Below are 13,758 nucleotides of genomic sequence, written 5' to 3' on the forward strand. Positions count from 1 at the left end.
CGCATAATAATGAACTAATGTTCACTCTGCGAACACTTCGGTCGAACGGAGCTCTCGTGCCAAGGGACAAAGTGGTGGCCACCGCCGGGGAGGCGCTGGCGGGAGTGCATGACGGCGCATCGTTCGCGGTCGGCGGGTTCGGCCTCAGCGGCATCCCCAACGTCCTGATCCGAGCCCTGTACGACACGGGGGTCCGCGACATCGGCGTGGTGTCCAACAACTGCGGCGTGGACGGGGGCGGCCTGGGCGTGCTGCTGGCCGCCGGGCGCATCGCCCGCGTGACCGCCTCCTACATCGGCGACAACAAGGAGTTCGCCCGCCAGTATCTGGGCGGCGAGCTGGAGGTCGAGCTGACCCCGCAGGGCAGCCTGGCCGAGCGGCTGCGCGCCGGCGGCGCCGGCATCCCCGCCTTCTACACCCCGGCGGGCGTCGGCACCCCGGTCGCCGAGGGCGGCCTGCCGCTGCGCCACCACCCCGACGGCTCCATCGCGGTCGCCTCGCCGCCGAAGGAGGTACGCGAGTTCGACGGCCGCCCCTATGTGCTCGAACACGGCATTCGTACAGACTTCGCGCTCGTCCGGGCCGCCAAGGGCGACCGGCACGGCAACCTCGTCTTCCACAAGGCCGCCAGGAACTTCAACCCCCTGGCCGCCATGGCGGGCCGGATCACGATCGCCGAGATCGAGGAGCTGACCGAACTGGACCCCGACGAGGTGCACCTGCCCGGCGTCTTCGTGCACCGCGTCCTCGTGCTCACCCCCGAGCAGGCCGCCGACAAGGCCATCGAACGCCGCACGGTCTCCACCCCCGCCGAGCAAGGGACGGTCGCCCGATGAGCTGGACCCGTGACGAGATGGTCGCCAGGGCGGCGGCCGAGCTGCGCGACGGCGACTACGTCAACCTCGGCATCGGCCTGCCCACCCGCATCCCCTCCTTCCTGCCGCCCGGCGTCGACGTGGTCCTGCACTCGGAGAACGGCATCCTCGGCGTCGGCCCCTACCCCGCGCCCGACGCCCTCGACCCCGACCTGATCAACGCGGGCAAGGAGACGGTGACCGTCCTGCCCGGCGCGTCGTTCTTCGACTCCTCGCTGTCGTTCGGCATGATCCGCGGTGGGCACATCGACGTGGCGGTGCTCGGCGCCATGCAGGTCTCGGCCCGCGGCGACCTGGCCAACTGGATGGTGCCGGGCAGGCTGGTCAAGGGCATGGGCGGGGCGATGGACCTGGTGCACGGCGCCCGCAAGGTGATCGTGATCACCGACCACACCGCCAAGGACGGCACCCCGAAGATCGTCAAGGAGTGTTCGCTGCCGCTGACGGGGCAGGCGTGCGTGCACCGGATCATCACCGACCTCGGCGTGCTCGACGTCACCGCGGACGGCCTGGCGCTGGTGGAGACCGCGCCCGGGGTCGAGGTGGCGGAGCTGCGCGCCCGTACCGGAGCGGAGGTGCTCGTATGAAGGCCGTCTATGTCGTCGACGCGGTGCGCACGCCCTTCGGCCGCTACGGCGGCGCGCTGGCCGGGATCCGCCCGGACGACCTGGCCGCGCACGTCGTCAGGGCCATCGCCGAGCGCAACGACCAGCGGCGTGCGGACGAGGTGATCCTCGGCAACGCCAACGGCGCCGGCGAGGAGAACCGCAACGTCGCCCGGATGGCCGCGCTGCTCGCCGGCCTGCCCGTGACCACGCCGGGCGCCACCGTCAACCGGCTGTGCGGGTCCGGCATGGAGGCCGTCGTCCAGGCGTACCGGGCGATCGCGCTCGGCGACGCCTCCGAGGTGATCGCGGGCGGCGTGGAGTCGATGACCCGCGCCCCCTGGGTGCTGCCCAAGCCCGAGAAGGCGTTCCCGGCCGGCGGTCAGGAGCTGGTCTCGACCACGCTCGGCTGGCGGCTGGTCAACCCGGCCATGCCCGCCGAGCACACCGTCGCGCTCGGCGAGGGCGCCGAACTGATCGCCGACAAATATGGCGTCACCCGGGCGGAACAGGACGCGTACGCGCTGGCCAGCCACCAGAAGGCGGCCAAGGCGTCGTTCGAGCGCGAGATCGTCCCCATCGACGGGGTGACGAGAGACGAGGGCATCCGCCCCGACACCTCCCTGGAGGCGCTGGCCAAGCTCAAGCCGGTCTTCCGCAAGGACGGCACCGTCACCGCGGGCAACGCCTCGCCGCTCAACGACGGCGCCGCCGCGCTGCTGCTCACCGACGAGGCGGGACTGCGCGGCCGCGAGCCCCTCGCCCGGATCGTGGCGAGCGGCGTCAGCGCCCTCGAACCCCGCTACTTCGGCCTCGGCCCGGTCGAGGCCGCGAAGAAGGCGCTGGCCAAGGCCGGCCGGACGTTCGGCGACCTGGCCACGGCCGAGCTCAACGAGGCGTTCGCCGCCCAGGTGCTCGGCTGCCTGGCCGAACTGCCCGACCTCGACCCCGCGCTCGTCAACCCCGGCGGCGGCGCCATCGCGCTCGGCCACCCCCTCGGCGCCTCCGGAGCCCGCGTCACCGGCGCCGTCGCCCACCGGCTCGCCCAGGCAGGCTCCGGCACCGGGCTGGCGACCCTGTGCATCGGCGTCGGCCAAGGACTGGCCATCGTCCTCGAAAGGTAGGTCTCATGCCCCAGCCCCTGACCCAGTCCGACATCGACGGCGAGATGGCGGAGCTGCGCGCCGCCGGCGCCGGTGCGGAGGCGAACCATCCCTCCCGGGACTACGCCCCCTACCGCAGCAGCACCCTGCGCCACCCCAAGCAGCCGCTGGTCGCCCTGAAGGACCCGGAGGCGGCCGAGCTGGCCGGGCCGGTGTTCGGCGTCACCGACGTCACCGCCCACGACGCCGACCTGACCAGGCAGCACCCGGGCGAGCCCCTGGGGGAGCGGATCACCGTCACCGGCCGCGTCCTGGACCGCGGGGGGCGGCCGGTGCGCGGCCAGCTCGTCGAGATCTGGCAGGCCAACGCCTCCGGCCGCTACCCGCACCAGCGCGACGACCACCCGGCCCCGCTCGACCCCAACTTCACCGGCGTCGGCCGCTGCCTCACCGGCGACGACGGCGGTTACACCTTCACCACGATCAAGCCCGGCGCCTACCCGTGGCGCAACCACGTCAACGCCTGGCGGCCCGCGCACATCCACTTCTCGGTGTTCGGCACGGCCTTCACCCAGCGCCTGGTCACCCAGATGTACTTCCCCGGCGACCCGCTCTTCGCCTACGACCCTGTGCTGCAGTCGGTGACCGACGACCGGGCCAGGCAGCGGCTCGTCTCGGCGTACGACCACGAGCTGTCGGTCCCCGAATGGTCGCTCGGCTACCGCTGGGACATCGTCCTCGACGGCCCCGCCGGCACCTGGATGGAGGAGGGCCGATGAACCCCACCCCCTCGCAGACCGTCGGCCCCTTCTACGGCTACGCGCTGCCCTTCCCCGGCGGCGGCGACCTGGCCACCGGCGGCATCACCGTCCACGGGCACGTCTACGACGGCGCCGGCGACCCGGTGCCCGACGCGCTGCTGGAGTTCTGGCAGGCCGATCCCTCCGGCGACCTCACCGGCGCGCCCGGCACGCTGCGCCGCGACCCGGTCGACGGCGCGATCATCGGCCGGCACGGCGTGGACTTCACCGGCTTCGGCCGCGTGCCCACCGACGCCGACGGCCGCTGGGTGCTGCGCACGCTCGAACCCGGCAACGGCTACATCAGCGTCTGCGTGTTCGCCCGCGGCCTGCTGCACCACCTCTACACCCGCGTCTACCTCGCCCCCCACGCCTTCCTCGACTCCCTGCCGCCCGAGCGCGCCCACACGGTGCTGGCGGCCAAGGAGCGGGAGAATGTCTACCGCTTCGACATCCACCTGCAGGGCGAGAAGGAGACGGTCTTCTTTGACTTCGGCTGAACCGGGCGGTGACCTGGGCCTGCTGTCCCCGATGCGGGCCGCCGCCGAGACCGCCGGCGACACCGGCGACGCGGCCGTGCTGCGGGCCATGCTCGACGCCGAGGCCGCCCTGACCCGCGCCCAGGCCGGGCTGGGCCTGGTCCCGCCCGAAGCCGCCGTCGCGGTGACGGCCGCCGCGCGGGACGGGGCGTTCGACCTGCGTGGCCTGGTCGTTCGCGCCCGTTCCGGCGGTAACCCGGTCATCCCGCTCGTGGCGGACCTCCGTACGGCCGCGCGGCCGTACGGGGAGCACGTCCACCTGGGCGCCACCAGCCAGGACATCGTCGACACCGCCCTCATGCTCGTCACCCGCCGCGCCCGCGGCCCGATCCTGGCCGAGCTCGACCAGGTGATCGCCCGGCTCACCGCCCTGGCCGGCGCGCACCGCGACACCGTCATGGCCGCCAGGACGCTCACCCAGCAGGCCGTGCCCACCACGTTCGGGCTCAAGGCGGCGGGCTGGCGCAAACTGGCGCTCGACGCCCGCGACCGCCTGGCCGCCGTCACGCTGCCGGTACAGCTCGGCGGCCCCGCCGGGACACTGGAGCAGGGCGTCGCGCTGCCGGGCCGGTTCGCCGCCGAGCTGGGGCTGGCCGAGCCCGTCCTGCCCTGGCACGTGCTGCGCACCCCCATCGCCGACCTGGCCGGGGCGCTGGCGTTCGCGGCGGGGGCGCTGGGCAAGCTCGCCGCCGACGTGCTGGTGCTGTCCCGTACGGAGATCGGCGAGGTGTCGGAGGGCGTCGGCGGCGGCTCGTCGTCCATGCCGCACAAGCACAACCCGGTCAGAGCCACCATGATCGCCGCCGCCGCCCGGCAGGTGCCCGCGCTGGCCGCCATCCTGTACGGCTCCCTCGCCGCCGAGGACGAGCGCCCCGCCGGAGCCTGGCACGCCGAATGGCAACCGCTGCGCGAGGCGCTCCGCCTGGTGGCCGGAGCCGTCCACGACGCCGCCGAACTGCTCGCGGACCTGCGCGTGCACCCCGACCGCATGCGGGCCAACCTGACCCTGGACGGAACGACCGGCTCGGCGGCCGAACTCGTCGCGCGAGCCCTGGAGGAGAAGTGACGGTCCCGCACTACCAGGTGGACGGCCCCGAGAGCGGGCCGCCGCTCGTCCTGGGCCCGTCGCTCGGCACCTCGACCCGGGTGTGGGCGCCGCAGCTCGGCGCGCTCGCGGGCACGTTCAGGGTGCTCAGGTTCGACCTGCCGGGGCACGGCGGCTCACCGGTGACGGGCGCGCGGACCATGGACGACCTGGCCGCCCTCGTGCTCGCGGCCGCCAGGGAGCAGGGCTGGGAGAGCTTCCACTACGCGGGCGTCTCGATCGGCGGCGCCATCGGCGCCACCCTCGCCGTCCGCCACCCGGAGCGGCTCCGGTCGCTGGCGCTGCTCTGCTCCTCCGCCCGGTTCGGCGAGCCGGACGCCTGGCACGAACGGGCGGCGCTCGTCCGCGCGGAGGGCACCGCGCCCCTGCTCGGGCCCACCGCGGGCCGCTGGTTCGCCGGGCCGCCCGACCCCGCGCTCCTCGACGACCTGGCCGCCACCGACCCCGCCGGGTACGCCGACTGCTGCGACGCCCTCGCCGGCTACGACCTGCGCGGCGAGCTGGCCGCCATCACCGCTCCGACGCTGGTCGTGGCCGGGCGCGAGGACCCGGCGACACCGCCCGCGCACGCCCGCCTGCTCGCCGACGGCATCCCCGGCGCCACGCTCGTCGAGGTCGCGGGCGCCGCCCACCTGGCCAACGCCGACCGCCCGGAACCGGTCACCGCCGCGCTGCTGGCGCACCTGCCGTCCCGCTCCGGCATGCGGGTACGCCGCGACGTGCTCGGCGACGCCCACGTGGACCGGGCGATCGCGCGTACGACCGGCTTCACCAGGGACTTCCAGGACCTGATCACCCGGTACGCGTGGGGCGAGATCTGGACCCGCCCCGGCCTCGACCGGCGCACGCGCAGCTGTATCACGCTCACCGCCCTCGTCGCGCGCGGCCACCTCGACGAGCTGGCCATGCACGTACGGGCGGCCCTGCGCAACGGCCTCACCCCCGACGAGATCGGCGAGGTGCTGCTGCAGAGCGCGATCTACTGCGGCGTGCCGGCCGCCAACAGCGCGTTCGCCGTCGCGCAACGCGTTCTGACGGAGATCGCCGACGAGGCGTCATGAAGCCCGGTACGGTCGATCACCATGATCAGTACCTTGTTAGCCCGGATCGCCACAGCTCTGCTGCCGGTCGCCGCGCTCGTGGCCACCCCAGTCCAGGCAGCGGCCGTCTGGGTGCCGCCGGTGGACAGCCGCTGGCAGTACCAGCTCGAAGGTAACCCGGACTTCCCGGAGACCGGCGGCGTCAACGTCGGCATCTGCGAGGTCCCGCAGAGCGGCGGCGCGTGCGTGCGGCCGACCGTGTTCGACATCGACCTGTACGCCGCCGAAGAGGTCGCCGGCGACAACGCGACGCTCAACACGGCCGCCGTCCAGGCCATCCACGCCCGGGGCGCCAAGGCGATCTGCTATGTGGACGCGGGCTCGATCGAGGAGTTCCGGCCCGACTACCAGCAGTTCGTCGACTGGCACAACGAGCACGACGGGTCGCTGCTCGGCAAGCCGTTCAGCCCGGAGTTCCCGAACGAGCGCTGGGCCAACATCAACAACGACAAGGGCCAGCGGGACTTCCTGCTGGAGATGATGGCGGCCCGGGTCGACAAGTGCGTACAGGCCGGGTTCGACGGGGTCGAGTTCGACGTCGTGCACGCCCACGAGGCCGGCGAGGAGACGACCGGCTGGGCGATCAGTCCCGCCACCCAGCTCGTCTACAATCGGGCCCTGGCTGGCATGGCGCACCGCAAGGGCCTGTCCGTCGCTCTCAAGAACGACCTCAGCCAGGCCGCCGAGCTGGTGTCGAGCTTCGACTACGCGGTCAACGAAGAGTGCTTCGAGCACGACGAGTGCTCGGAGCTGAGCCCGTTCACCGAGGCGGGCAAGGCGGTGTTCCACGTCGAGTACAAGACCTCGCCGGACGACTTCTGCGCCGCCACGACCGGCTTCAACTCCCTGAAGAAGCCCGAGGACTATTCGTTGTACGACCAGCCGTTCGCCCCCTGCCGATGAACGGCTACTTCGAGGCCCCCGACTACTACGAGCCCGCGCCCGGTGACCCGCCGGCCGTCTTCCTGGCCGGGGGCATCACCGGGGTCGAGGACTGGCAGCGGCGGGCGGCGGCGGCGCTCGGCGGCGCGATCGTGCTGAACCCGCGCCGCCGCCACTTCCCGATGGACGACCCGGCGCAGGCGCCGGCCCAGATCGCATGGGAGCACCACCACCTGCACCTGCCGGAGGTGCTGACCATGTTCTGGTTCCCGGCGGGGGACAGCATGCAGCCGATCGCGCTGCTGGAGCTGGGCGCCGCGCTGGACAACCCGGCCCGCCGGATCGTGATCGGGGCGGACCCGGGCTATCCACGGGCGGAGGACGTACGTGTGCAGACCCGGCTCGCCCGCCCCGGCGAGCTCGTCCACCCGACCCTGCCCGCCACCCTGACGGCCGTCCACGAACGCCTCACCGCCGGCTGACCTCGGGTGCGGCCGGCTCGCGGCCGCACCCCGGTCAGCCTTCGATGCCGGCTTCCTTGGCGGCCCGCTCGATGGTCGCCAGCTCCTCGTCGGTGAAGTCGAGGTGGTCGACGGCGGCCACGTTCGCCTCAAGCTGCTCCGGGCTGGACGCGCCCACCAGCACCGACGTGATCCGCGGATCCCGCAGCGCCCAGGCCAGCGCGAGCTGGGCCACCGACTGGCCGCGCGCGCCGGCCAGCTCGGACAGCGACCGTACGAACGCCAGCACCTCCGGCGTCACCCGGTCCGCCGTCAGGAACCGGCCCTCCGCAGCCCGCGAGTCGGCCGGAATGCCGTTCAGGTAGCGGTCGGTCAGCAGGCCCTGCGCCAGCGGCGAGTAGACCACGCAGCCGATGCCCTCCTGCTCCAGCACCCCCAGCAGCGACTTCTCGATGCGGCGGTTCAGCAGCGAGTACGGCGGCTGGTGCACCAGGAGCGGGGTGCCGAGCTCACGCAGGAGGCGGGCGGCCTCCGCCGTGTTCTCGGGCGAGAAGTTGGAGACGCCGACGTAGAGCGCGCGGCCGGTGCGGACCATGTGGTCGAGCGCGGCGACCTGCTCCTCCAGCGGCGTGTCCGCGTCCTCGCGGTGCAGGTAGAAGATGTCCACGTAGTCGAGCCCGAGCCGGGCCAGCGACCGGTCGAGGGTGGCCAGCAGGTGCTTGCGCGAGTTGCCCTTGCCGTACGGGCCGTCCCACATGGGGTTGCTGCCCTTGGTGGTGACCACGGCCTCGTCGCGCAGCGACCGCGGGAAGATCCGCCCGAAGGCGGCCTCCGCGGCGCCGATCGGCGGGCCGTACCTGTCGGCGATGTCGAAATGGGTGATGCCGAGATCGAGCGCCTTGTGCAGGATCGCGCGCTGGCTCTCAAGTGACTTGCCCTCGCCGAAGTTGTGCCACAGGCCGAGCGACACGGCGGGGAGGAGGAGGCCGCTACGGCCACAACGTCTGTACGGCTGGCGTTCGTAGTCCAAGAGGGACCTTCCAGAAAAGTGAAACGTTTTACGAACTCCGATAAAGTACCATACGGTCGTATTATAATACGGTGGTATGAGATAGGAGGGCTCATGCCGAAAAAGGTGGATCATGTGGAGCGGCGCCGCCACATCGCCGAGGCCGTGCTGCGCATCGCGGGACGCGACGGGCTCGACGGGGCCAGGCTGCGCGACGTCGCCGAGGAGGCGGGCATCTCGCTCGGCTCCGTGCAGCACTACTTCGGCACCAAGGACGAGATGCTCCGCTACGTCGTCGGCCACCTCGGCGGGCGGGTCACCGAGCGGATCATGGCCGGGATCCGCGAAGGCGTGGAGGCGCCCTCCGCCGGGTCGTTCCTGATGGCGATGGCGGCCGAGATGCTGCCGCTGGACGAGCGCCGCCGCGCCGAGCGCCGCGCCGGGCAGGCGTTCACCGCCCGCGCCGTCGGCGTACCCGAGCTGGTCGAGGTGCTGCGCGAGAGCGACCGGTGGCTGCACGGCCGGGTGGCCGACCTGATCACCCAGGGCCAGCTGGCCGGCGAGTTCCGGGCGGGGCTGGATCCCGGCCACGAGTCCGTCGCGCTGCTCGCCATGATCGACGGGCTCGGCTCCGACCTGCTCCTGGGCGTACGCGAACCCGCCCAGGCCCTCGCCACCGTCCGCTACCACCTGGACCGCCTGGCCGCCCGCTGATCGGCCCCGGCACTTCGGGCGTACGGTGGAATCGCGGACACCGACGTTCGACGGCTGAGGACACAAGAGCGATCCAAGTGACGCACAAGTCGTCTCAAGGATCATGGTCCCCTTCGCACGGACAGAAAGGGACCCCTGATGAGAAGGACAGCGCTGCCGCTGGGCGTCACACTGCTCAGCGCGCTGCTGGCCACCCCGCCCGCCCTCGCCGCGCCCGCCATGGAGGTGGCCGTGACCCGGGTCGAGGCCCAACCCGCAGGACCGGCCGGTGACTGCCCCACGACGGTCGGCTTCTCGGCCGTGGTGACGGCCACGGGCAGAGGCACGGTCGGCTACCGATGGGTACGCGGCGACGGTGGCACGAGCGCCGTCAAGAGCCTGCGCGTGAACGGCACCCGCAAGACGGTCGTGACCGACCGCCAGACCTACGACCGCGCCACCTCCGGCTGGCAGGCGATCGAGATCCTCGGCGAGGACGGCCTGTCGGCCAAGGCCCGCTTCGACGTCACCTGCTCCGGCACCGCCGCGCGCTACGACGCAGCCCACCCGCTGCCCGCCCGTCCCGGCGGGCCGCTCGCCGTCGTGGCGAGCGTCCAGGTCAGCCCGCCCGTGCACCGGGGGCCGTGTCCCGCGAGCCTGACGTTCACCGGCACCGTCCAGGTGTCCCGCACACCGGCCAAGGTCGACTACCGGTGGATCGACAGTGCCACGGGGGAGGGGCGGCTGGAGTCGCTGTTCTTTCCCGCCGGCGGGCCGCGCGGCCGTCAGGTGGTCCTTCCGCTGAGCGCGGGCGGCTCGGCGAGCGGGTGGAAGGCCATCCGGCTGCTCACGCCGGGGCAGGATTCGGGGCGGGCGGCGTACGAGGTGACCTGCACGCCCGGCCGGGCCACCCGATCGCCCTCCCCGTCACCCACAACGGGCTCGCCCCGGCCGACCACACCCCGGCCGAGCCCGCCGCCGCAGATGTCCCCGAGGCCGACCCCGACCGGCACCCCGACCCCGACCGGCACCCCGACCCCGACCGGGACCGCGACTCCGACCGCGACCCAGACCCCCACGACCGCGCCACCCGCGACCCCGGAGGCGCGGATCGTCGCGGTCACCCCCGGCGACTACGCGGGCGACTGCCTCGAACCCGTCGGCTACCAGGCCACCGGCCGCATCTCCCTGCCCGCGGGCCCGGCCACGAAGGTCACGTACGGCTGGATCCTCGACGGGGCCGCCTGGCAGCGGCAGGTGCTCGACTTCCCCGCCGCCGATCAGCCGCGCACCCAGGACGTCTCGGCCGCCTGGAACATCGATCGGGACGGGGCCGGCACCCACACGCTCGGCCTGATGACCGAGGGCGAGCCCGTGACCCGGCAGTTCACCTTCGCCTGCACCGACGACCCCGGCGACGCCCGGCTCACCTTCCACTACCTGCTCACCCCGGTCTTCCAGGGCGTGTGCCACGGCTCCATCGGCCTGCGCGGCGACGGCCTCGTCACGACGGACCGTGAGGCCGAGGTCAAATACCGGCTCGTCGTGGACGGCAAGCCCGGCGTGATCAGGACCGAGGTGCTCAAACCCGGCGTCAAGAGCAAGATCGGCGACTTCTGGTACAGCGCGCGGCGGACCAGCGGCACCGGCGTCGTCCGCCTGGAGGTTCTCAACCACAACAGGCCCGCCATGCAACAGCCGTACAGCCTGACCTGCGAGACGGCGAGTCCGGGCACCGTGGAGATCGACGAGCTGTGGTCGCTCGCCTACTACGGCGACTGCGTGGACGCCCCCTACGTGAGCGCGCACGGCCGGTTCCGCGCGGCCCCCGGCACGGAGATCACCTTCCGCTGGGTGACGGATGGGAACCCGGTCGCGCCCGTGACGCGTACCGTTGGGCAGAGCGGCTTGCTGGAGGTGCAGGCGGCCTCCTGGGACCGGCCCGAGCGCAAGGACGGCACGGTCGCCCTTGAGGCGCTCGACCACAACAAGCCGGTCAGGCAGGCGGGCTATCCGGTGACCTGCGAGCCCTGAGGGTGAGGACGGCGCATGACCGAGGCGGAGATGGTGTCCTTCTACCAGGAGCACGGCTACCTGCTGGTCAAGGGGCTGATCAGCGCGGAGGAGGCGCGGGCGTACCGTGACGAGTGCCACGCGGTGCTGGCGCGGCTGCGACCGTCCGATCCGACCTGGGGGAGCGCCAGGCGGATCGCCGGCGGCGCCACCGAGCTGCGGCACTGCCACGACGCGCAGTTCTACTCGGCCGCGTTCGCCAGGCTCATGCTCGATCCGCGCTTCACCGACGTGGCGGCGGCCCTGATGGGCTCGGAGAACGTCCAGCTCCACCACACCAAGATCTTCGTCAAACCGGCGGAGAAGGGCTCGCCGTTCCCCATGCACCAGGACGCCGCCCACTTCCCGCACACCCGGCACACGGTCGGCGCGGCCATCTTCCACTTCGACGACGCGCCCGAGGAGAAGGGCTGTGTACGGGTCGTGCCGGGCAGCCACCGCGACGGCCCGCTGCCGCACGTCGAGGAGGGCGGCTGGCACCTGCCGCCGTCGCGGTGGCCGCTGGCGGAGGCCGTGCCGATCGAGGCGCGGGCCGGAGACGTGCTGTTCCTCGGCTACCTGACCGTGCACGGGTCGGGCGTGAACCGGTCCGGCGAGGCGCGTACGACGCTGCTCGTCCAGTATCGCGACCCCGAGGATCGGCCCGCCGGCGACGTGCACCGGTCCAGGGGGCAGGGCATGATGCTGCGCGGCATCGACCCGACGGCCGCCTGATCACTTCCCGGTGTTGGAGGTGACCTGGCACGAGCCCGCGCACGGGTCGGCGGCGCCACCGGTCACCACACCGTTCGCGACAGTGCTCAGCCCCGTGCCGACGGTGTAGTTCTGGCCGCCGTTGTTGTCCCATGTGCCGGAGCCGTTGTTGAACGTCACCGCGAACGACGTGGCCTGGCCGAGCGCCACCGTCTTCCTGAACCAGCCGGCGCACGCGCTCTCCATGGCCACACCCGGAGGCGTGGTCCAGGTGCCGTTCACGCCGTAGTGGATGCTGGGCGCGGACCAGGAGGTCCGGTAGTAGACGGTGGCCTCGTTGTTCCCCGGCGCGGCCGTGCTCGTGATCGCGACCGCGCCCTTGGCAGGCACGGTCACGGTGGCCTGGCCGGCGGCGTTCACGGTGACCGTGCCGGTGCCGGTCAGGTTGGCGTACGTGCCCGCGGGCAGGCCCGTCGTGAACGTGCCCGCGTACGCGCCGCCGCCGTTGTTGAGCGCGATCCAGCCTTTGGCGCCACGGCTGAAGGCGATCACGCCGGAGTTCGGGGCGGCCCAGTTGCCGACGCCGGTGCCCTTGACCGCGTTGTGGAAGCCGACCATGCCGGTGATCGCCGGGTCGCGGTGCAGGCACTCCCAGCCGCTCCCGCACACGGTGTCGGTCACGAACCCGTTCGCATGCGGCGGGCCGGCCTCCCTGTCGCTCCAGGTGAAGCCGTCGTACACCTGCGGCGTGCCGTAGTTCCAGGCGAGCTGGAAGATGTTGGCCAGCCGGTACGTGGCCCCGTCCTTGTAGCTGAGCGCGCTGGTGCCGCGTTCGGTGTCGTGGTTGGCGACGAAGGTGACCGACTTGGCGCTCGGCTGCATGCCGCCCCACGACTCGCCGAACGTCCGCAGGTCGGAGATGCTGCCGTTGAACTTCTCGCGCAGGTAGCGGCCGTACTGGAACTCCAGCACGTCGCCGATCCCGGTGTACTGGCCCGGCTGCACGGCCTCGTTCGCGCCGTAGATGACCTCCTGGTAGATGTACGGCGAGCCGGTCAGCCTGCCGTAGATGTTCCCCAGGTCGCCGGGGCTGGTGTGCTTGGCCGCGTCGACCCGGAAGCCGTCCACGCCGAGGCCGATGAGCTTGTTCAGGTAACCGGCGATGGCGCCACGGACGTACTCCTCCTCGGTCTCCAGGTCGGACAGGCCCACCAGCTCACAGTTCTGGACGTTGCGCGCGCTGCCGGCGTAGTCGCCGTCGTGGACGAGGTTGTCGGAGTTGCCGCAGTCCTCGGCGTAGTAGTGGAAGTCGGCGGCCGAGTACAGGCCCGGGTAGCTGTACTTGCCGAAGCTCGCGCCGCCGTAGCTGGTGCTGCCCTGGCCGGTCATGTGGTTGATCACCGCGTCCGCGTAGACCTTGACGCCGGCGTCGTGGCAGGCCCTGACCATGGCCGCGAACTGGCTCTCGGTGCCGAACTTGCTGGTCAGCGTGTAGCGGGCGGGCTGGTAGACGTCCCACCAGACCGCGCCGCCCCGGGTGAGGGAGTCCTGGGGCGGCGCGACCTGCACGCCGCCGTACCCGGCGGGGCCGAGGTGGCCGGTGCACTCCCTGGCCACGGAGTTCCAGTTCCAGCTCCAGAGGTTGGCGATCACGTCCTTGTCGCCCGGGGGCGCGGCGTGCAGGAACGTGGCCAGAACTACGGATAACAGGGCGAAGGATTTCATAAGGCTTCTCCCTTTGGGGGGTGTTGCCCGGAAGCTACCTACGCGGCCCGGACAGTGCAATACATTTCTGCAAATTTCAGAAAATCTGCAAGACG

General features: G+C 72.3%; 14 protein-coding genes. 12 read left to right on the plus strand and 2 right to left on the minus strand.

Going from position 1 to position 13,758, the window contains the following annotated elements; translation table 11 throughout:
- The first annotated feature begins 56 nt into the window (after positions 1-56).
- Genes C4V41_RS31985 through C4V41_RS32025 form a run of 9 tightly spaced genes read left to right on the plus strand, consistent with a single transcriptional unit; the run spans position 57 to position 7,491 of the window.
- On the plus strand, positions 57-836 hold the full coding sequence (locus C4V41_RS31985; RefSeq protein WP_235030494.1) for a CoA transferase subunit A: 780 nt from the start codon (positions 57-59) through the stop codon (positions 834-836).
- Positions 833-1,462, plus strand: coding sequence for a CoA transferase subunit B (locus C4V41_RS31990; protein WP_103959693.1), 630 nt, complete (start codon positions 833-835; stop codon positions 1,460-1,462). Before C4V41_RS31985 ends, C4V41_RS31990 begins: the two co-directional genes overlap by 4 nt.
- Positions 1,459-2,604: a thiolase family protein gene (locus tag C4V41_RS31995; protein WP_103959694.1), complete on the plus strand. Its 1,146-nt coding sequence runs from the start codon at positions 1,459-1,461 to the stop codon at positions 2,602-2,604. The genes C4V41_RS31990 and C4V41_RS31995 overlap by 4 nt, the downstream gene beginning before the upstream one ends.
- A 44-nt stretch (positions 2,605-2,648) precedes the next feature.
- Positions 2,649-3,362 carry a protocatechuate 3,4-dioxygenase subunit beta gene (gene pcaH / locus C4V41_RS32000; RefSeq protein ID WP_407670099.1) on the plus strand — a complete coding sequence of 238 codons (714 nt, stop codon included), beginning with the start codon at positions 2,649-2,651 and terminating at the stop codon, positions 3,360-3,362.
- Positions 3,359-3,883 (plus strand): protocatechuate 3,4-dioxygenase subunit alpha, encoded by a 525-nt coding sequence (gene pcaG, locus C4V41_RS32005; RefSeq protein ID WP_103959696.1) that lies wholly within the window; start codon positions 3,359-3,361, stop codon positions 3,881-3,883. The genes pcaH and pcaG overlap by 4 nt, the downstream gene beginning before the upstream one ends.
- A complete protein-coding gene (gene pcaB, locus C4V41_RS32010; protein WP_103959697.1) occupies positions 3,870-4,988 on the plus strand; it encodes a 3-carboxy-cis,cis-muconate cycloisomerase in 1,119 nt (372 codons plus the stop codon). The genes pcaG and pcaB overlap by 14 nt, the downstream gene beginning before the upstream one ends.
- Positions 4,985-6,088, plus strand: a complete 1,104-nt coding sequence (pcaDC, locus tag C4V41_RS32015; protein WP_103959698.1) for a bifunctional 3-oxoadipate enol-lactonase/4-carboxymuconolactone decarboxylase PcaDC — start codon at positions 4,985-4,987, stop codon at positions 6,086-6,088. The genes pcaB and pcaDC overlap by 4 nt, the downstream gene beginning before the upstream one ends.
- A 21-nt stretch (positions 6,089-6,109) precedes the next feature.
- The gene (locus C4V41_RS32020) at positions 6,110-7,030 is read left to right on the plus strand and encodes an endo alpha-1,4 polygalactosaminidase (RefSeq protein ID WP_103959699.1); all 921 of its coding nucleotides are present in this window, start codon (positions 6,110-6,112) and stop codon (positions 7,028-7,030) included.
- The gene (locus C4V41_RS32025) at positions 7,027-7,491 is read left to right on the plus strand and encodes a nucleoside 2-deoxyribosyltransferase domain-containing protein (protein ID WP_103959700.1); all 465 of its coding nucleotides are present in this window, start codon (positions 7,027-7,029) and stop codon (positions 7,489-7,491) included. Before C4V41_RS32020 ends, C4V41_RS32025 begins: the two co-directional genes overlap by 4 nt.
- Before the next feature lie 34 nt (positions 7,492-7,525).
- Here the strand turns inward: C4V41_RS32025 and C4V41_RS32030 are convergent, their stop codons facing one another.
- Positions 7,526-8,500 carry an aldo/keto reductase gene (locus tag C4V41_RS32030; protein ID WP_103959701.1) on the minus strand — a complete coding sequence of 325 codons (975 nt, stop codon included), beginning with the start codon at positions 8,498-8,500 and terminating at the stop codon, positions 7,526-7,528.
- Between the two features lie 93 nt (positions 8,501-8,593).
- On the opposite strand from C4V41_RS32030, the gene C4V41_RS32035 reads away from it, so the two are divergent.
- The 3 genes from C4V41_RS32035 (at position 8,594) to C4V41_RS32045 (ending at position 11,959) form a co-directional block, all read left to right on the plus strand.
- Entirely contained in the window at positions 8,594-9,193 is a 600-nt protein-coding gene (locus tag C4V41_RS32035; protein ID WP_103959702.1) for a TetR/AcrR family transcriptional regulator, read from the plus strand.
- Positions 9,194-9,331: 138 nt separating this feature from the next.
- Entirely contained in the window at positions 9,332-11,206 is a 1,875-nt protein-coding gene (locus C4V41_RS63260) for a hypothetical protein (RefSeq protein WP_103959703.1), read from the plus strand.
- A 15-nt stretch (positions 11,207-11,221) separates the two neighbouring features.
- Positions 11,222-11,959 carry a phytanoyl-CoA dioxygenase family protein gene (locus tag C4V41_RS32045; protein WP_103959704.1) on the plus strand — a complete coding sequence of 246 codons (738 nt, stop codon included), beginning with the start codon at positions 11,222-11,224 and terminating at the stop codon, positions 11,957-11,959.
- On the opposite strand, the gene C4V41_RS32050 is transcribed toward C4V41_RS32045, so the two are convergent.
- Positions 11,960-13,663, minus strand: a complete 1,704-nt coding sequence (locus tag C4V41_RS32050; protein ID WP_103959705.1) for a carbohydrate binding domain-containing protein — start codon at positions 13,661-13,663, stop codon at positions 11,960-11,962.
- Positions 13,664-13,758 lie beyond the last annotated feature (95 nt).

The sequence above is a fragment of the Nonomuraea solani genome, from assembly GCF_900108335.1.
Taxonomy (GTDB): Bacteria; Actinomycetota; Actinomycetes; order Streptosporangiales; family Streptosporangiaceae; genus Nonomuraea; species Nonomuraea solani.

Bases quoted from the DNA above. Each gene is read 5' to 3' on its own strand.
- C4V41_RS32050 (WP_103959705.1), bottom strand. From the start codon at position 13,663: ATGAAATCCTTCGCCCTGTTATCCGTAGTTCTGGCCACGTTCCTGCAC.
- C4V41_RS32045 (WP_103959704.1), top strand. From the start codon at position 11,222: ATGACCGAGGCGGAGATGGTGTCCTTCTACCAGGAGCACGGCTACCTG.
- C4V41_RS63260 (WP_103959703.1), top strand. From the start codon at position 9,332: ATGAGAAGGACAGCGCTGCCGCTGGGCGTCACACTGCTCAGCGCGCTG.
- pcaG (WP_103959696.1), top strand. From the start codon at position 3,359: ATGAACCCCACCCCCTCGCAGACCGTCGGCCCCTTCTACGGCTACGCG.
- C4V41_RS32035 (WP_103959702.1), top strand. From the start codon at position 8,594: ATGCCGAAAAAGGTGGATCATGTGGAGCGGCGCCGCCACATCGCCGAG.
- C4V41_RS32025 (WP_103959700.1), top strand. From the start codon at position 7,027: ATGAACGGCTACTTCGAGGCCCCCGACTACTACGAGCCCGCGCCCGGT.
- C4V41_RS32020 (WP_103959699.1), top strand. From the start codon at position 6,110: ATGATCAGTACCTTGTTAGCCCGGATCGCCACAGCTCTGCTGCCGGTC.
- C4V41_RS31990 (WP_103959693.1), top strand. From the start codon at position 833: ATGAGCTGGACCCGTGACGAGATGGTCGCCAGGGCGGCGGCCGAGCTG.
- pcaH (WP_407670099.1), top strand. From the start codon at position 2,649: ATGGCGGAGCTGCGCGCCGCCGGCGCCGGTGCGGAGGCGAACCATCCC.
- C4V41_RS31995 (WP_103959694.1), top strand. From the start codon at position 1,459: ATGAAGGCCGTCTATGTCGTCGACGCGGTGCGCACGCCCTTCGGCCGC.